14 protein-coding genes are annotated in these 18,754 nt (G+C 47.9%); 10 read left to right on the top strand and 4 right to left on the bottom strand.

The window, feature by feature from the left end:
- Positions 1-218: 218 nt before the first annotated feature.
- From bioB to bioD, 6 genes are read left to right on the top strand one after another with little or no spacing between them, the layout of a single operon-like run.
- Positions 219-1,193 carry a biotin synthase BioB gene (gene bioB / locus BUF15_RS05565; protein WP_084553532.1) on the top strand — a complete coding sequence of 325 codons (975 nt, stop codon included), beginning with the start codon at positions 219-221 and terminating at the stop codon, positions 1,191-1,193.
- Positions 1,193-2,500 (top strand): adenosylmethionine--8-amino-7-oxononanoate transaminase, encoded by a 1,308-nt coding sequence (gene bioA, locus BUF15_RS05560; protein ID WP_073612473.1) that lies wholly within the window; start codon positions 1,193-1,195, stop codon positions 2,498-2,500. Before bioB ends, bioA begins: the two co-directional genes overlap by 1 nt.
- A complete protein-coding gene (locus tag BUF15_RS05555) occupies positions 2,497-3,684 on the top strand; it encodes an aminotransferase class I/II-fold pyridoxal phosphate-dependent enzyme (protein ID WP_073612472.1) in 1,188 nt (395 codons plus the stop codon). Before bioA ends, BUF15_RS05555 begins: the two co-directional genes overlap by 4 nt.
- 6 nt (positions 3,685-3,690) lie before the next feature.
- Positions 3,691-4,368, top strand: coding sequence for a DUF452 family protein (locus BUF15_RS05550; RefSeq protein ID WP_073612471.1), 678 nt, complete (start codon positions 3,691-3,693; stop codon positions 4,366-4,368).
- A gap of 17 nt (positions 4,369-4,385) precedes the next feature.
- A complete protein-coding gene (locus tag BUF15_RS05545; RefSeq protein ID WP_073612470.1) occupies positions 4,386-5,162 on the top strand; it encodes a methyltransferase domain-containing protein in 777 nt (258 codons plus the stop codon).
- On the top strand, positions 5,159-5,851 hold the full coding sequence (gene bioD / locus BUF15_RS05540; RefSeq protein WP_073612469.1) for a dethiobiotin synthase: 693 nt from the start codon (positions 5,159-5,161) through the stop codon (positions 5,849-5,851). The genes BUF15_RS05545 and bioD overlap by 4 nt, the downstream gene beginning before the upstream one ends.
- A gap of 329 nt (positions 5,852-6,180) precedes the next feature.
- Here bioD and BUF15_RS05530 read toward each other — a convergent pair whose 3' ends face one another.
- From BUF15_RS05530 to BUF15_RS05520, 3 genes are all read right to left on the bottom strand, one after another.
- Positions 6,181-7,911, bottom strand: a complete 1,731-nt coding sequence (locus tag BUF15_RS05530) for a DUF342 domain-containing protein (protein ID WP_073612467.1) — start codon at positions 7,909-7,911, stop codon at positions 6,181-6,183.
- Positions 7,912-8,121: 210 nt separating this feature from the next.
- Positions 8,122-9,492, bottom strand: coding sequence for a sigma-54-dependent transcriptional regulator (locus BUF15_RS05525; protein ID WP_073612466.1), 1,371 nt, complete (start codon positions 9,490-9,492; stop codon positions 8,122-8,124).
- Between the two features lie 67 nt (positions 9,493-9,559).
- On the bottom strand, positions 9,560-11,011 hold the full coding sequence (locus tag BUF15_RS05520) for a HAMP domain-containing sensor histidine kinase (protein WP_073612465.1): 1,452 nt from the start codon (positions 11,009-11,011) through the stop codon (positions 9,560-9,562).
- A 622-nt stretch (positions 11,012-11,633) separates the two neighbouring features.
- Here BUF15_RS05520 and pruA point away from each other — a divergent pair.
- Complete coding sequence (gene pruA / locus BUF15_RS05515; protein WP_073612464.1) at positions 11,634-13,274, top strand: L-glutamate gamma-semialdehyde dehydrogenase; 1,641 nt, start codon at positions 11,634-11,636, stop codon at positions 13,272-13,274.
- A gap of 204 nt (positions 13,275-13,478) precedes the next feature.
- On the top strand, positions 13,479-14,366 hold the full coding sequence (locus BUF15_RS05510; protein ID WP_073612463.1) for a DMT family transporter: 888 nt from the start codon (positions 13,479-13,481) through the stop codon (positions 14,364-14,366).
- Between the two features lie 72 nt (positions 14,367-14,438).
- Here BUF15_RS05510 and lepA read toward each other — a convergent pair whose 3' ends face one another.
- Positions 14,439-16,235 (bottom strand): translation elongation factor 4, encoded by a 1,797-nt coding sequence (gene lepA, locus BUF15_RS05505; protein ID WP_073612462.1) that lies wholly within the window; start codon positions 16,233-16,235, stop codon positions 14,439-14,441.
- A 264-nt stretch (positions 16,236-16,499) separates the two neighbouring features.
- Here lepA and BUF15_RS05500 point away from each other — a divergent pair, with 264 nt between their 5' ends.
- Together BUF15_RS05500 and BUF15_RS05495 are read left to right on the top strand one after the other, a co-directional pair.
- A complete protein-coding gene (locus BUF15_RS05500; RefSeq protein WP_073612461.1) occupies positions 16,500-17,498 on the top strand; it encodes a sigma-70 family RNA polymerase sigma factor in 999 nt (332 codons plus the stop codon).
- A 72-nt stretch (positions 17,499-17,570) separates the two neighbouring features.
- Positions 17,571-18,743 carry a DegT/DnrJ/EryC1/StrS family aminotransferase gene (locus BUF15_RS05495; protein WP_073612460.1) on the top strand — a complete coding sequence of 391 codons (1,173 nt, stop codon included), beginning with the start codon at positions 17,571-17,573 and terminating at the stop codon, positions 18,741-18,743.
- Positions 18,744-18,754 lie beyond the last annotated feature (11 nt).

Raw genomic sequence — 18,754 nt, 5'->3', positions numbered from 1 at the left:
TTGCCAAACCGAAAAGCCGCTTCAGGAACGCTAAGGTCTTTGACCTCGCCTGATCGAAAGCGGCTGTTTGGCAGGGTGATAGCGACGTTTGTCACCCCTTGGATATTGCCGTCTATAGTTGCTGCATTATTTTTTTACCGTAATGAGGCTGTAATCCATATAACAAAAGACTCACTGTCCCGATATGGTGAGGCAATAAAGATGGCGGATTGAAAAGTATGCTGAAACACTATATGCAGCTCGTTCGAGGCGGAGGCCTGCTCAATTTCGACCAGGCAATGGAACTGGCAACAACTGAGAATCCTCAAGAACTGTTTTTGGCGGCCGACCAGTTGCGGCGGGCATTCCACAACGACAACCTTGACCTCTGCTCAATCGTCAATGCAAAATCCGGGAAATGTTCTGAAGATTGCAAGTTTTGCGCGCAATCGTCATGGTACGATGTTGCCATTGAAAGCTATGAAACAGTAGATGAAGAGACTGCACTCAAAATGGCCAGGGAGAATGAGGCGCAGGGCGTACAACGCTTTTCCCTGGTGACTGCCGGCAGAACTGTCAGTGATAACCATCTCGATTTTTTTGGAGAAATATATCAACAGTTACGGGCGCAGACAAAAATGTCGTTTTGCGCATCCATGGGCATGCTGACCAGGGAAAAGGCTGAGAAGCTGAAATCTTTTGGCGTGACCCGTTACCATTGCAACCTTGAAGCATGTCGCAGCTATTTCCCCAAGGTTTGCACAACCCACACTTGGGAGGAGAAAATCGCCTCCATAAGAATTGCCCAGGAGGTTGGTCTTGAAGTTTGCTCCGGGGGGATCATCGGCATGGGAGAGAGTCTTCGGCATCGACTGGAGCTTGCTTTTGAATTACGTGAATTGGGTATCCTCTCTATCCCAATGAACATTCTGACACCGATTCCCAATACACCTTTTGCCGATCTTGAACCAATATCGGTTTCCGATATTTTAACCTGTGTAGCGATGTTTCGAATCATCAACCCGCAGGCGATTATTCGACTGGCCGGAGGCCGCGGGATGCTCGGCGAAGAACAATCGCGTTGTTTCACCTCAGGTGCCAATGGCGCCATCGTCGGCAACTACCTGACCACTGCTGGCAACAACCTGCAGCAAGATATCGACATGTTTCGGCATCTGGGGTTCGACATTTCCCAGCCTGAGGAGGATCTCTGATGCGACCGATTGCTGTTGCATCAACCAAAGATATTCTCGCCTTCGATCGCCAGCATCTCTGGCATCCCTATACCTCCATGACCAATCCGTTGCCGGTTTACCCGGTAGAGTCTGCCCTCGGAGTGCGCATTCAGCTTGAAGACGGCCGCGAATTGATTGACGGTATGGCTTCCTGGTGGTCGGCTATTCACGGATACAGTCATCCTGCACTGGTAACAGCGATCCAGGAACAGGCTGCAAAGATGTCGCATGTGATGTTCGGAGGACTGACCCATAGGCCAGCGGTTGAGCTTGCGGAACTCTTGATAGACTGCACACCTGCAGGGCTCGATAAGGTCTTTCTCTGTGACTCCGGCTCGGTAGCCGTAGAGGTAGCCATGAAAATGGCGATGCAATACCAGTATGCAAGAGGCAAAAAAGGAAAGAATCGATTTCTCACCATTCGTGGCGGTTATCACGGTGATACCTTTCATGCGATGGCTGTTTGCGATCCGGTCACCGGCATGCATCAGATCTACCGGGGAGTTTTGCCTGAATACCTCTTTGCCCCTCGACCGCTCTGCCGTTTTCATGAAACCTGGCTCTCAGATGATATTGATGATTTTGCCTCATTGATTGCAGCACATTCCGATTCACTCTGTGCAGTGATCCTCGAGCCTATTGTTCAGGGAGCCGGTGGCATGTATTTCTACCACCCTGAATATCTGAGAGCAGTTCGACGCCTTTGCAACGAACATGATGTTCTGCTCATAGCCGATGAGATTGCCACCGGCTTTGGCCGTAGTGGCGAGCTGTTTGCTTGCGATCATGCCTCTGTCAGTCCGGATATCCTTTGTCTTGGCAAGGCTCTCACCGGCGGTAGCATGACACTGGCAGCTGTACTTGCCACCACTGAAATCGCAACGCAGATATCTTCTGCCGACCCTGGTGTTTTCATGCACGGCCCGACCTTTATGGGCAATCCTCTAGCCTGCAGTGTGGCGTGCGCCTCAATACGATTGCTGACAGAATCAAACTGGCGCGAGAATATACAACGTATTGAACAACAATTGCGGGGTGGACTTGGAGATTGTGACAACCTGCCGCAGGTTGCCGATGTGCGGATACTTGGCGGCATCGGTGTCGTTGAACTCTATCACCCGGTAAACATGGCTGTTATCCAGCAACGCTTTGTCGATAGAGGGGTTTGGGTGCGGCCTTTTGGCCGGCTGGTTTATGTTATGCCACCATATTGCATTTCTGATCATGACCTGTCGCTACTCTGCAAAGCGATCTGTGAAGTGGTAGCGTTGGAGGGGAAGGCATGAAAGAAGATTATGGTGAGGTACTGGCCAATCTTGCGAAAACCGGGCGTCTTCGTGAACTCAACCCTCTTACAAACAGGGCCGGTTGCTGGGTAAAGCGGGACGGTCGCACTTTACTGAACCTCTCGTCCAACGACTACCTTGGCCTCGCTGGTAATAAAGATTTCCATGCTCGTTTTTACAACGGGTTAAAGGGGGCAGACCTGCTTGACCGGTATGGCCTGGGGTCAGCATCTTCACGGTTGTTGAGTGGCGACTGTGAGCCTTTGCATGAGTTGGAGAATGCACTTAAGGTCGCCTATGGCTTTCCGTCAGCCTTGTTTTATAATTCTGGCTACCATGCCAACATTGGGATACTTCCGGCCCTTTTTGACAAACGCGATATCATCATTTCCGACAAACTGAACCACGCGTCCATTCATGACGGCATGCGCCTCTCCCTTGCTGCTCATAAACGATATCGCCATCTTGATTATGATCATCTCGAATCTATACTCGTTCAGAATCGGCCGAAATATGAACGTGCTGTCATTGTCAGCGAGTCGGTCTTCAGTATGGATGGCGATGTAGCCGACTTGCAGGAACTGGTGCGATTAAAAGAGCGATACAACTGCCTCCTCTACATAGATGAGGCTCACGCTTTGGGTGTCAGTGGCCCCAAAGGTCTTGGCGAGGCTGAGGCACAGTTGGTACTTGAGAAAATTGATATCCTGGTTGGGCCGTTCGGCAAGGCCTGTGCTTCAATCGGTTCATTTGTTCTCTGTACTGACGAAATCCGCAGTTTTCTCGTGAATCACTGCCGATCAATGATTTTCACCACCGCCTTACCTCCGATCATAGCAAGCTGGAATCTTTTCGTATTTAAGTCAATATTGGAAATGGCTGATAAACGACAACACTTGAAGAGCCTGATTGAAAACCTGCGGCATGAACTCGTTGCCAATGGCCTTCACACTTACGGCTCAACCAACATCGTGCCGGTTGTTATCGGTGGCAACCAGTTAGCAGTAGATGCCGCCGGGATGATGCAGGACGAGGGTTTTCTTGTGCTGCCGGTACGACCACCAACGGTGCCGGAAGGAACGGCTCGTTTTAGGCTCTCACTTACCGCCGATATGAGCTGGTCTGATCTTGCACCGCTGGCGTCAAAAATTGCAAGATGCCTTAACTCTCTTGCAACAGGGTGAAGTGGCATGCAGCTGTTTTGGCAATATCGGGAAGGCCGAAAGAAACTCATTGTTTTTTGTAATGGATGGGGGATGGATGCGCATCCTTTTATGCCGCTTGATTCCAATGAGTGTGATATACTCCATCTCTATGATTTCAGCGAACTGCCAGTGATTGATGCAGTTTTGGCTGATATAGCGCCCTACAGCGAACGGATTTTGCTGAGCTGGTCAATGGGGGTTTGGGCTGGTCAACATCTTTTTGATCGTCATGGGCATCTTTTTTCAAGAGCCATTGCTGTAAACGGCACCCTCTGTCCTGTGGATACTCATTACGGTATCCCTCGGAACCTGTTTGCCGGGACTATGGCTGGCTGGTCGGAACTTAGCCGGCGAAAATTTTACAGACGCCTTACCGGTGGCGGAACTATAGAACAGAAGTTTCTCCAATACCAGCCACAACGATCGCTTACTGATCAACAGCGGGAGTTAGCATATTATCTCTCAGAGGCTGATTGCATATCACGGGAGCAGAGTATCTATCGTGAGGTGGTGATATCCGACAATGATAGAATCGTTCCAACTGCAAACCAACTGTCTTTTTGGGGTGAGGAGACCGTTATGCATCCTGGGGGACATTTTCCCTTTTACAGATCAAATGATTGGGAACAGTTCCTTTCCGACATTCACGCCAATGAATCTTAGCGAGCATCATCTCCATCATGAATTCCTCCCGACAACAACGGATAATTGAGCATTTTCGCCGTAGCATACATAGCTATGATGACGGTGCCAAAGTGCAGAAACTGGTTGGCGATACGCTTATTGCCAAGATGGCAGCCCTGGGTGATATCCGATATGATCGAGTGCTGGAAATAGGGTGTTGTACCGGGTCAATGACCGAGACGCTCTGTAGGATGAAGTCTGTGAGGGAGCTCTGGGTTAACGATCTTGTGCCGGAGTGTTGTTACCAGGCAGCGGAACGTGTTGGTGCCGTAGCTGGTGACATTCGTCTCCTGGCTGGTGATATTGAGCGGCTGGCAATTCCTGATGGCCTTGATCTCATTATCTCGTCATCGACTTTCCAATGGCTGAAAGATTTACCTCTCGCCTTTAACAAATTCACTACGTCATTACATGATAATGGTTTTCTTGCTTTTACCATGTTTGGCCCTGGGACCATGCGCCAGGTTCGCGAACTCATAGGTGTAGGCCTCGAATATACAAGTGAAGGTGATCTGGCAGAGATGTTGAAAAGAAACTTTTCACTGGTTGAAATCGAGACATCGTGTTGTACTCTCTACTTCCAGAACGCCAGGGAAGTGCTCCGCCATATCCAGGCAACTGGGGTGGGTGGTGCCGGTGCGTATCATTGGACCCCTGGAAAATTGCGCGTCTTTGAACGCGACTATCGTCTGCAGTTCGGGACGGAGAAGGGGGTGCCTCTCGACTATGTGTCTACCTGTGTTATTGCCAGAAAAGGACAAAGTGTGCGATGAATAACAAGAAGATCTTCTTTATCAGCGGAATAGACACCGGAATCGGGAAAACCATTGCCACCGGACTCATTGCCAGAGGGCTGATGGAGGCGGGTAAAAAGGTAATAACCCAGAAAGGGGTTCAGACCGGCTGTGTCGGTATCAGTGAGGATATTGTCAAGCACCGGCAACTCATGGGGATTGGGATGCTACCCGAGGATACCGATGGTCTTACTTGCCAGTATCTCTTCTCGACACCCTGTTCCCCTCATCTGGCTGCACGAATCGAAAATACTATTATCGAACCGGACAAGATAACCCAGGCAGCAGAACAGTTGAGTAAGCGGTATGACGTTGTGCTGTTGGAAGGAGCTGGAGGGCTTTTCGTGCCCCTGCAATATGGATATACCTTGATTGACTACCTGGCAGAACGGCAATGGCCTGCTCTGGTTGTGACCAGCTCACGGCTCGGTTCAATCAATCATACCCTGGCTTCTCTTGAAGCGTTACAGAACAGAGGTATTGAGTTAGCCGGGATTATATATAACCATCACCAAGAGACCGAACAGTATATTGCAGAGGATTCGTTGAAAATCATCTCAAGCTATCTTCCAAAATATGGTTTTGATTGTCCGATTGTTGAGATGTATGATGAGCAAAATTACGTAAACTCCGGTGAATCCATTCATTTTGCCTCGCTCTGCGCCTGATGCGGAGCTGTGATTCTCGGCATAACACCACCTATTAATAATCACGCAGCATCACGATACCATTGTAACAACCTCCCAGGAACGCATGATGAAGCATTTGCAGAAGATCTGTTTAAGTTGTCAATATTTTCGCCCGCAAAATACCGAGAACGGAGTGTGTCGCCTTGATAAGTCTTTATTCCCGAATTATCCAATAATGGCTCATAACGATAACTGTGAGGCCTGGAAAACCAGTGGTCAGCAATACTATATCCGGGTAGGCTGGTTAAAAAAACAGCTGGAATTGGTCCGGGACGAAGCAGAGAATTCTGTTGTCAAGCCGTAGGCGATTACGTTCTACGACGACGAAGGGGCAGGGGGGCTATGTCGCTGAAAGAGTCGTTGAGCTTAAACAGCCTGTTGGAAATCGTGTTGTTGAGTGTCATGCTTTTGTTACCGATCTGGATCACAGTGCCGGCGTGAATGATGCCGTGGATCTCGATCTTGATATCCTGGATGGTGATTCCGCCAGATGGCGAAAATTCATCATCGTCATCCGGGCGTGATAATCTGCCCGTTCCAGGGATGAGGTTCAATTTCTGTAACTGCAGCCGAGTGGTTTCTATCTCCTTTTCAAGTTTCTTTATCATCCCTGCCCTTGACGTACCCTTATGCAGTTGGATGCATTTGATGAGGGAATCCTGCTGCTCAATGAGGGTTTTCTGCAGATCGTTGTACTGGATCAGGCGCCTCCCATCCACTCCGGCGGCTATGAGGGCTGGTGAAGCGTTGGTGGAACCAACGTTGCCAAGAATGATGTTTCCGGCTGCGACGAGTCTACCACCGACCACGGCGCTATTGGGCATACAGAGAATATTTTTTCCTGCAATTACTGTACTGTAATAGATTTCTCTCCGAATGATGCAGTTCCGGCCGCACTCTACTTCACCTTGTTCGATAAAATAGAGGTCTGCGTCCCCGAGTGCTGATATTGTACTGTTTTTGCCTAAGATGCCGCTTTTTATGACAATGTTTGCACGACTGGTAATTGCGGTCGACATTACCGTTCCTCGTATTTCCAGATCTCCATCCGTGGTGACCTTGAAGCCGGGTTGTACCGAGCCATGAATGACAACGCTGTTGCGTGAATGGATGTGGCCGGTACTGTAATCAATATCGGTCATGATCTCCTGGCGACTGCAGATCTTGATTATTGTATCGCCTACGACAGAAAGTACACCATCACTGGTGGCGGTGACCTGTTTGGTTTTCGATGAGTAGGAGGCGTCTTTCAAAGTGTTGATAGCGATATCGCGACCGGGTTGCGGTTCGACACGTTCACCTAATACTGTTTTTCCTGCTGTGCCCCGCGTAGCTGAAACTTTTTTTGCAACAACCTGTCCTTGGGTTACCGGTACAAAGATCATCCGTTCGCGAAAATCTATGGTGCCGTCTTCGAGAATTTTTCCGGGAACAGGCCCTGTCTCTACCTCAAATTCCAGATAGGCGTCTTTACCGTCACGGGGTTTTGTGCCGGTTGCAAGAACAATAATGTTAAACTCAGGTAGTTGGGCGCGTATACACTTGTTGGCTTTATCGACCATAGCTTTGTCGATGCCGTAAATAATGCCGGCTTCAGCAATGAGTTCGGTAAGGGAAAAATCCTTCAATGATCGTGTTCCAGAAATAGCAGGATGGATGGCTATGGCAGCTTTCATCCCGTCAGCGGAAATCCGAAAGAGGGGTTCAATAGAAATGTTGAGAATTTCTGTATCCTTACCTTCAACCGGAGAGAGAGTAACTTTAGGATAGCCGGTTATTGCGGCAAAGACCTGATTGTGATCGGCTGAAAAGTAGCAGTTGGCACCAAGTGCGACAGGCTGCTTCTGATGTTCATTGGTCTCAGGCGCAATGAGATTTGGGAATTCCAGTAGGAGTTGATCCTTTCGGACCAATTCTGAGACCATGATCTCCTCTCCTCCCATAGATTCTCCAATCTCCATCCTGATGGAGGTGAAGAGTCGATAGGGCTCAATGTAATGGACCACATTGTCTTGTGGAGGGGTGGAAGGTGAAATCATCTGTTCCTGGCGTTAGGTGAATAAGTCGAGCTGTGAAGATAGCTGAGAGTCCATGAAACTTAAGCAATTCTCTGTACTATATGAAATGTAACGAACCTGTTCAAGTGCGGGTGCTGCTTTTCATGTGTCGTCGCCCCTATCCCGACGCCAGCCATAGTCAGATATGTCCTTTGGCATCGGAATGATACTGAATCGTGACGTAAATTTTATCTATTTGTAATCAGATGGTATTATCTCATATTTTTTGATTTTGTCGTGCATTGACCTTCTACTGATGTTGAGTAAAGCGGCAGCTTTTATTTGAACGCCATTTGTGGCTTTGAGGGCGCGAATAATAGCTTCTTTTTCACTCGTTTCGAGGGAAAATGGCTCTGTGGCAATCACTTCTGAACCACTGTGTTTCTGTAATGAAGGATCGGTCTCGAGTTGGAGGTCGGTAACTCTGAGGATATTGTCGGCACAGAGAACAACTCCTGCTTCAAGTGCATTACGCAGCTGTCGGACATTCCCCGGCCAACTGTATTGACGTATCCAGCGCATGGTCTCGTCTGGAATTGTGACCGGTGGCAGGTTGTGCACAGTATAGTGACTCTCCACGAAAAAACGGACCAACGTTTCGATATCTTCCTGTCGCTCTCGTAAAGGAGGGATATTCAGGGTAACAACCCGGAGACGGTAGTAGAGGTCCTGGCGGAATTTTCCCAACTCCACATCCTCAACTATATTGGCGTTGGTGGCAGCCAGGACGCGGCATTCTATATGCTGTTCTTCAACAGAGCCAACTTTTCGAATGATTTTTTCTTCAAGAAAACGGAGGAGCCTATGTTGCATTTCCGGCGAAATGTTTCCTATTTCATCAAGAAACAAGGTGCCGCCATGGGCTGCTTCAATCAAACCCTTTTTATCGGATACTGCACTGGTGAAAGCGCCTCGAGTGTGACCGAAGAGTTCGCTTTCCAGGATGCCTGCAGGGGTGGATCCGCAGTCGATAACGACAAAAGGGCCGTTGCTACGTTCGCTATGTCTGTGGATGGCTCTGGCGATACATTCTTTTCCGACACCGCTTTCACCAAGGATAAGCGTGTTAACCTTACTGGCGGCAACTCGCATCACCATATTGCGCAGTTCAGCCATCCGGGGGCTTCTGCCCCAGATGAAGCCACCGTGGTTTGTGTCTGCGAGGGGAGATTCAACTTCGCTCTTTGTTGGCAAATTGGCGAGGCAATGACGAATTTTACCCACGAGTGTTTTACCGTCAAAGGGCTTTGTGAGATAGTCAATTGCGCCTGCCTGAACAGCGCTTACTGCTTCTGGTATAGAGCCGTAGGCGGTAAGAAAGATAACAGGTAGACCGGGACGAACCGATTCAATCTCATGAAAGAGCTGCAGACCGCTTATGTTCGGCATTTTTACATCGGAAACCACCAGGTCAATGTTTTTGGTACCCAAAATGGTGAGGGCGGTCATGCCGTCAGCTGCTTTATAGGTGGTGTAGCCGGCCGCGGTAAGCCGCGCATCGAGCACTTCGAGAATATTGATATCATCATCAACAATTAAAAGAGAATATTGATTCTTGCTCATAGTGAAAATTCCTTCCTACGCTGATGGGAATCCATCAAACAATATAGCAGACATCTGCAGGTAATCCTTAGGCGGAAGGCACGCTTATCGAAAAGGTGCAACCAGCTTCGGGATTGTTTTCGACTTCAATGCTACCACCCATGGTGTGGATGATTCTGCTGGATATATAGAGGCCGAGACCTACGCCGTTCATATGTTTACGTACCGATGTGCTGCGATAATATTTTTTAAAGATAAGAGAACGTTCACTTTCAGGAATGCCTGGCCCTTGGTCGCTTATTTTAAACACAACCTGTTCCTTTTTCTCATTTTTGACCACCTGAATGGTTATTTCACTGCCGGCAGGTGAAAACTTAATGGCATTCCCTAAAATGTTAATAAGCACCTGTTGGAATTCCTCGGGACGACCTTGAATTACTCCACAGTTGGGCTGGCATTTTTCTACTATATTCACGTTATTTTGGGCGGAAAAAGCGCCAAGTGCGGCGATACAGTTTAATACCATGCGACGTGGGTCTATCTGACGGGCAATCTTCTGCTCGTATGTGGGTGAGGCAAGCATGGAGACATCCATCAACTGGTTGAGCAGCCCTGTAATGCGTGCAAGCTCCTGAGACGAAATGGTGAGAAATTTCCGTTGCTTTTCGTTGATTTCCCCTAGTAATTCCTCGGTCAGCATATTGACCGACTCCTGGATAGATGAGAGCGGGGTGCGAATTTCATGGCTCAGGGCAGCTATAAAATCGGCACGCAGGCTTTCCTGTTCCTGTAATTCCGAATGCATCTCGTTGTAGGCAGTGGCCAGATCCTGAAACTCGTGTGAAGCGCTGACATGAATAATATTTGCCTGCCCGCCATGTGGTAGATTTCGGAGCCCTCTTGTCAGTTGTTTTAAGGGAGTAATAATGGACCCTGCTATATACCATATCCCGATGAGGGAAATGCAGATCGAGAGTACCAGACCCAATAAACCGTTTCTTGTGGCTTTTTGCGTGAGGTTGTGAATACGCAGGAGGTTCTTTTCAATATCGGCCTGGTTGTTGTCGCGAAATTGATCGAGTTTGGCGAGCCAACTGTTGACGGTGTTTTTGTCTACCCAGATGATGATGTCAGGATTTTTTTCTTTAGCCTTTTGTGCCTTAAGGGAATATGCGGTGTATTCTTCAAGGAAAAGAGAAAATACGGCGGGTGCAGTGTAGCCACGGGCAGAAAGATGACTGATCGATTGCAGGCCGGTGGTAAAGGCCAACTGAGAGGACGCGAACTGGTCTCGATAGAGAACGCTCTGAACCAGGCCATGTTTTCTGGCGAGATCATCCATCTCCAAAAGTTGCTCGATAAGCAACTTTGATTGTGTTGATATCTTGTTGTTTATATTTACTATTTGCTCAGATATGTTCATCATCTGCTGTATGTGGACAAAGACGTTCACCAGAGTTCCGTAGAATGTGAGAACGAAGACCAAAAGCAACAGAAGGAGCCGTGAAGTGATGGTAAAGGAAGAAAATGGAATTTTCACATCTGTCTGTCGCTGGGAGTTGTCCAGAAGCTTATGTCACTGGAATGATGAACAGTCATGTTGGACCTACTTACGATGTATCGATTCAATGTAGCAGACCATGACAGATATTGCGAGTTCTCATCGGTCGCAACCATCCTGAAAAACTACTTGTATGTTGCGTGCAGTAATAAAAGCGTTGACAAGAGGATGGGTGTTGGCGTATTGATTGTGTCCATTGATTGTATACAAATGCAGTTTTGTGCATTGTAGCTATTTATATGCTTGTTATTTTATAATAAATACAGCATGCCCTGTTGGTCCCTAGCAAAATAAAGATTTGTTGGCCGCTCATGTGTGATGGATACAACATTGAATATTGAGTTCCCGATGCATAGCTTTTTACTATCCAACCCAGGTAGACCGCACGGATCAACACCCTTATGTTGATGGTGGTTATCGTATGAGAGTTTATGTGCCAATTGGTAAACAGTGGTTTGGTTACTCAACCCGGCGATGGCAGGTGTTATTATCAAGGCTATTTTTAAGAAAGCTGAAACGAAGACCAATGGCGTTTTAGGTTATCCCACCCGACCTTGAGCCCAGACCTATATGAAAAAATATATACATGAGGAAAGAATTAATGAATGTATTGAATAATGCAATTATCAACGTCCCTAAACCAATCAATGAGCCGATTTACGACTATGCACCGGGTACGAATGAGCGAGAAAGTCTTAAGCGTGCTCTTGCCGAAATGAGTGAAGTCGTACTGGATATACCACTGGTCATTGGCGGTAAAGAGATTCGTACCGGTAATACAGGCAAAGTTGTGATGCCACACGATCACCAGAAGGTGATGGCAACCTATCAGAAGGCTGGTCCGGAAGAAGTGCAAATGGCGATTGATGCTGCACTCGCCGCCAAAAATGACTGGCAGGCCATGCGCTGGGAAGAGCGCTGTGCAATTTTCTTAAAAGCTGCGGAGCTATTGGCTGGTAAATATCGATACCAGTTAAATGCCGGTGCAATGCTGAGTGCAGGCAAGACTGCGTTTCAGGCAGAGATTGATGCAGCCTGTGAATTGATCGATTTCCTGCGATTTAATGTCTACTTTGCCGAGCAGATCTATAAAAATCAGCCAATCTCGTCACCTGGAGTCTGGAACTATCTTCAGTACCGGCCTCTCGAAGGTTTTGTCTTTGCAGTAACCCCGTTCAATTTTACTGCAATTGCCGGGAATCTGCCTACAGCACCAGCCATCATGGGTAACACCGTGGTCTGGAAGCCTGCATCTTCGTTGGTTTACACTCCGTACCTTTTTATACGCATTCTCGAAGAAGCTGGCCTGCCTGCGGGTGTCATCAACTTTGTTCCTGGATCGGGTGCTTCGGTTGGCGACATCTGCATTGCCGACCCGCATCTCGCAGGTGTTCATTTTACTGGTTCCACCCCGGTATTCCAGAAAATGTGGCGCTTGATCGGTGAAAATATTGCCAGCTACCATGCATATCCTCGTCTGGTCGGTGAAACAGGCGGTAAGGATTTTGTTTTCGCCCATGCTTCAGCAAATGTAGAAGAACTTACCACTGCTCTGGTTCGTGGTTCATTTGAATATCAAGGCCAGAAATGCTCTGCAGCTTCCAGGGCGTATATTCCACGGTCACTCTGGCCACAGGTCGAGAGCCTGCTGAGGCGAGATATTGGTAAGATTAAAATGGGACCGACTACTGATTTTAGGAATTTCGTCAGTGCGGTGATAGACAAACACGCCTTTTCAAACATAACTCAATATATCGACTACGCGAAAGAGAATGATGGTGGAGAGATTCTTATCGGTGGCGGGTATGACGACAGCGTCGGATATTATATTGAGCCCACGGTGATACTTGCCAGGAATCCTCACTTTAAAACCATGGTTGAAGAGATTTTTGGACCGGTCCTCACCATATATGTCTATGAAGACGCCGATTTCGACAAGACTCTTGAGCTGTGTGACACATCCTCGATTTACGGATTGACCGGTGCTATTTTTGCTCGAGACCGTCAGGCTGCGTCTGTGGCCATTAGCCGACTTGAAAATGCTGCTGGTAACTTCTACATAAATGACAAGCCCACCGGCGCTGTTGTTGGCCAGCAACCATTTGGTGGCGGCAGGGCTTCAGGAACAAACGACAAGGCTGGTGCAATGAGTAATCTTCTGCGGTGGGTTTCACCACGAACGGTGAAAGAGACCTTTGTTCCGCCAACAAACTTTGCGTATCCCTTTATGAACGAGGAATAGAAACAGGGGTAAGGTAGAAGGCAAAATCTTGCCTGTGACGTTATTATCGGGGGAATTCCTTTTCATGTTTGCAAAAATAGAAGAGGAAACAATCCCCCGATTGTGTTTTATATCGTTGGATATTCTTTTGGTTTTTCAGCTTGATTGATGTATTGAGTTTACCTGCATAACAAATAAGGGGATACGCATGGAGAAGCAAGCAATATGACCAGACAGGGCAGAGCGTATATCTACGGCCTTGCGACTATAGGTTTGTGGTCGACAGTTGCCAGTGCATGTAAACTGTCGCTTCGTTTCATTTCCCCCGTTGAGCTGGTATTCTACAGTTCTCTCACCTCCTGCCTGCTTTTGGCCATTATTCTAGTGAGCCAAAAAAAAATCCATCTCCTAAGAGAAATGGGCAAAGCGGAATGGCTACTTGCCGTAAAGCTTGGTCTGTTGAATCCTTTTCTCTATTATCTGATTTTGTTTAAGGCGTATGACTTGTTGCCGGCCCAGCAAGCGCAACCTATCAATTACACCTGGGCCATAACGTTATCACTGTTATCTGTGCCGCTATTGGGACAACGTTTGGGACGGATGCAGCTGGTCGCCATTTTTATCAGCTATTTCGGTGTAATTGTCATCTCAACTGGCGGAAAGTTGCTGGAACTGCATTTTGACAATCCGTTTGGGGTGTTTCTTGCTCTTCTCTCCACTGTTTTCTGGGCACTCTATTGGATCGGCAATACTCGTGACAGCCGAGATCCTGTGGTTGGGTTATTCATGAATTTTCTTTGCGCCGTGCCTTTCATCGGTCTTTATATGGTGCTATTCGAGCCGTTGCGTGCGGTTGCCCCTCTTGGACTGGCGGGTGCTGTTTATTTAGGTTTTTTTGAGATGGGGATCTCTTTTCTCTTCTGGCTTGCGGCCATGAAACTCACCAATAATACTGCCAGAATTGCCAACCTCATTTTTCTGTCACCTTTTCTGTCGCTTGTTTTTATCTATTTCCTGGTGGGTGAGAAAATTCTGCCGTCAACACTTTGGGGATTGGTCTTTATCATTGCCGGGCTTGTGGTGCAGGGCAGGGCGAAGAGTGGTGCCGAATAAGTACAATAAAAAAGGGCCACAGCGTTTTTCAACGGTGCGGCCCTGATGATCATTATGCAGTGTGGCTAAAATCTATTTCTGATCAGACTTCAGAACTGCCAGAAACGCTGTCTGGGGTATATCGACATTGCCGACGGTCTTCATCCGTTTCTTTCCAGCTTTTTGTTTTTCCAGCAGCTTTCTCTTACGTGTTATGTCACCACCATAACATTTGGCGGTAACATCCTTTCTGAGTGCCGAAATGGTGGTACGCGCGATAACGTTGCCACCTATAGCAGCCTGAATGGCGATCTTGAACATCTGGCGTGGGATTTCTTCTTTCAACATCTCACAGGCGTGGAGGCCACGGGCCCTGGCATTGTTACGATGGACAAGCTGGGAGAGGGCGTCTACGCGCTCGCCATTAACCAGGATGTCGAGTTTGACGAGATCGCTTTTTCGATAGTCGATCAACGAATAGTCAAATGAGCCATAGCCCTGGGTGATCGATTTGAGTCGATCATAAAAATCATATATAACCTCGGCCAGGGGGATTTCGCAACTGAGTTCGATCCTCCCCGGGGTTGGGTAATGATAGGTGGTATTTTCGCCTCTCCGCTCCATGCAGAGATTCATCACCGAGCCCATGTACCGATCCGGCATCAGGATAGTGGCTTTGATATACGGCTCTTCAGTATAATCGATGTTTGCTGGGTCCGGATAGTAGGCGGGGTTATCTATTTCCTGCAGGGAGCCGTCTTTTAAAAAACATTTGTAACGAACAGACGGAACAGTCAGGATGAGCGAGACATCGAATTCACGCTCAAGGCGTTCCTGTACCACTTCAAGGTGAAGTAGTCCAAGAAAGCCACAGCGAAAGCCGAAGCCGAGAGCGGCTGAAGAATCTTTGAGGAAAGTGAGAGCTGCATCGTTGAGCTGCAACTTTTCCAAAGCTGCCGCCAGGTCTTCATAATCGTCGGTGGAAATCGGATAGATAGAAGAAAAAACCACCTGTTGGATTTCCTTGAAGCCGGGGAGTGCTTTTGCGCATGGCCGGTCGCGCAGGGTGATTGTGTCACCAGGGCGGGCATCCTGGACACTTTTGATGCCTGCAATAATATAGCCGACCATTCCGGCTGAGAGTGTTTTTTCAGACTGTCGCTGAATTCTGAAGGTACCTACTTCCTCAACACGATATTCGGCATCGTTTGACATGAACCGGATGGTATCGCCCTGTCGGAGTGTCCCGTTCACAATACGGACGGATATGATGGTGCCGCGGAACGCATCGTAATTCGCATCAAAGATGAGTGCCTGCAGTTCTGCTTTGGGATCACCCTCCGGCGGTGGAAGAAAGGAGACGATACTCTCCAAAATTTCCTGAACACCTTCACCGGTTTTGGCCGAACAATAGCGAGTCATCTCCGCATCAAGGCCGAGGTCCTCTTCAATCTGCAGTGCAACCTTCTCGGGCTCTGCGGACGGCAGGTCTATCTTGTTGACTACCGGGATGATCTCCAGATCATTCTCCATGGCAAGATAGAGATTTGCCAGGGTCTGTGCTTCAACGCCTTGAGCCGCATCAACCAGCAATAACGCGCCTTCGCAGGAGGTGAGTGCGCGTGAAACCTCATAACTGAAGTCAACATGGCCAGGCGTGTCGACCAGATTGAGTGCATATTCCTGGCCATCACGGGCCTTGAACGGCAAGCAAATAGTCTGGCTTTTAATGGTGATGCCGCGCTCTCGTTCAATGTCCATGCTGTCGAGGAACTGATCCTTGAACTCTCGAGCAGAAATACCGCTGCAAAGCTGGATCATCCGGTCGGCGAGGGTTGACTTGCCATGGTCTATGTGAGCAATGATGCTAAAGTTTCGTATATGTTTCATCGGGTGTAATTGGTAAAATCACAAGCAAAGGGGTATACTCATTAAGCGGAAAGAGTGAAAGACCGTTGTTAATAGCATAAAAAAGTTAAGAATAAAACACAATTTTCCGCATTTCCAGCCCTTCTTCACGTCATGATCAATAGTAGCATATTTCTCACTTTCAGGCAGTGGTTTGTATAATATGATTGCACTTTCACCACAGGAAGGTAAAATTATAGTCTTTTTCAACAGCCGCAGTAAAAAAACAGTCGGAGACTGATACATATGAGTAAGAGTTCCGTAGATTTAGAGATTGAATTTGAGGACGAAAAAGAAGACGTTCCCGATAACGATTTTCATGGGCAGCAACTTGTGTCCATTGATGAAGATGAAAATCTTCCCGCGCTCAGTAATCCTGCACTTCACCGCTATCTGCAGGAAATAAGTCAATATGAGCTGCTTTCACGGGAGGAAACGGACGAGCTGGCTATTCGTTTTCGTGAGCACGGAGATCAGGAAGCCGCCTATCGCCTCGTTTCCTCGAACTTGCGACTTGTGGTCAAAGTTGCCATGGATTTCCAAAAATACTGGATGCAGAATTTCATGGATCTCATCCAGGAAGGCAACGTGGGGCTTGTTCAGGCCACCAAGAAATTTGACCCCTATCGAGGTGTAAAATTCTCGTATTATGCCGCCTATTGGATTCGGGCGTATGTCCTGAAATTTATTATGGACAATTGGCGTCTGGTGAAAATTGGCACAACCCAGGCCCAGCGTAAGCTCTTTTTTAGCCTTAACAAAGAACGTAAACTCCTTGAAGCCCAAGGATTCCAGGCTGAGCCGAAGCTTCTCGCCGAGCGGCTGAACGTCAAGGAACGTGAAGTGGTGGAGATGAGTCAACGCATGGACAACTGGGATGTTTCACTGGAAAGTCCCTTGCGTTCAGACTCAGAGGATGAACAGAAAAACTTCATCCCGAGTAATGGTCCGAATATCGAATCGACAGTTGCCGGCAAGGAGATCAGGGCCAAACTGGCAGATCTGCTTGAAGTGCTGAAAGACAAGCTGAATGACAAGGAAAAAATGATCCTTGAAGAGCGGCTCCTGACCGATGAACCGATGACTCTGCAGAATATTGCTGACCGATTTGCCATTTCGCGTGAACGCGTGCGGCAGATCGAGGTGAATCTCTTAAAGAAGATGAAGAAATATATCGAGTCGGAGATGCCAGATATTGTCGATTTCTTTGATGGCGAGAAGATCGTTATCAGTTCAAAAGACTAATCACCAGCTCCATGAACTAAATAGGCCACATTTTCCAACAATACATAACAATCTTCCCACCTACTGACTATCATGAAAGTACCTTTGCTTGATTTACAGGCGCAGTTTGCCACTCTTGAAAATGAATTAGTTGAATCTGTGACCGGGGTGCTGCGCTCAACCCGATATATTCATGGTCCTGAAGTTGTTGGGCTCGAAGAGGAGGTCGCAACGTATTCTGGAGCAAATTTTGGTGTTGGAGTATCCAGTGGGACCGACGCGCTGTTAGTTGCACTCATGGCGCTTGATATTGGTCCTGGGGACGAAGTGCTGACAACTCCTTACTCCTTTTTTGCCACCATGGGGGTCGTGTTGCGTCTTGGGGCCAAACCGGTTTTCGCCGATATCGATCCGGTGAGCTTTAATATCGATCCGGAAAAGATGCGGGAGGTCCTTGCTGCCGATACGAAGAAAAAAATCAAGGCAATAATACCGGTGCATCTATACGGTCAATGTGCAGATATGACAGCAATCATGAAGATTGCCGAAGAGTATGACCTACCAGTCATTGAGGATGCCGCCCAGGCGATCGGGACAGCATATCCAATGACCATTGATGGTAATGTTCAATGGAAAAAGGCCGGTGCCATGGGCCTAGCCGGCTGCTTTTCCTTTTTCCCCAGCAAAAATCTAGGGGGTGTAGGTGATGGCGGCATGGTGACATGCCAGGATGAAAGCTTTGCTAAAAAAATTGAATTGTTGCGCAACCATGGCGCTCACCCTAAATACTATCATTCGATGGTTGGAGGCAATTTTCGTTTGGACGCCATCCAGGCGGCGCCGCTTCGGGTAAAACTGCGTCATCTTGATAACTGGCATAAAGGGCGCAGAGCAAATGCTGAGCTATATAATCGACTCTTTGGCGAAAGCGGTTTGACTGCATCATCAAAGGTCGTCTTGCCTGTTGCCGTTTATGCAGATCGGGAACGAGAAAGTGGCGCCATGAGCCACATATATAATCAGTATATTATTCGGGTTGAACAGAGGGATGCACTTCGTGATTGGTTGCTGAAAAATGATATTGGTTGTGAAATTTATTACCCAGTTCCATTACACAGGCAGGATTGCCTTGGCACCGATCCTCAGCCATCCATGCCGCATGCCGAACAGGCCGCAGCTGAAACAATCGCGCTGCCCATCTATCCTGAACTGACAGATGAAATGCAAATGTATGTAGTTGAAACAATAGCTCGTTTTTATAAGTAAGTCTGTTTCTA

Origin of the sequence: Desulfopila aestuarii DSM 18488 (assembly GCF_900143695.1) — a bacterium.
In the GTDB taxonomy this organism is placed as follows: domain Bacteria; phylum Desulfobacterota; class Desulfobulbia; order Desulfobulbales; family Desulfocapsaceae; genus Desulfopila; species Desulfopila aestuarii.
This window is presented reverse-complemented; position numbering and strand designations above follow the sequence as displayed.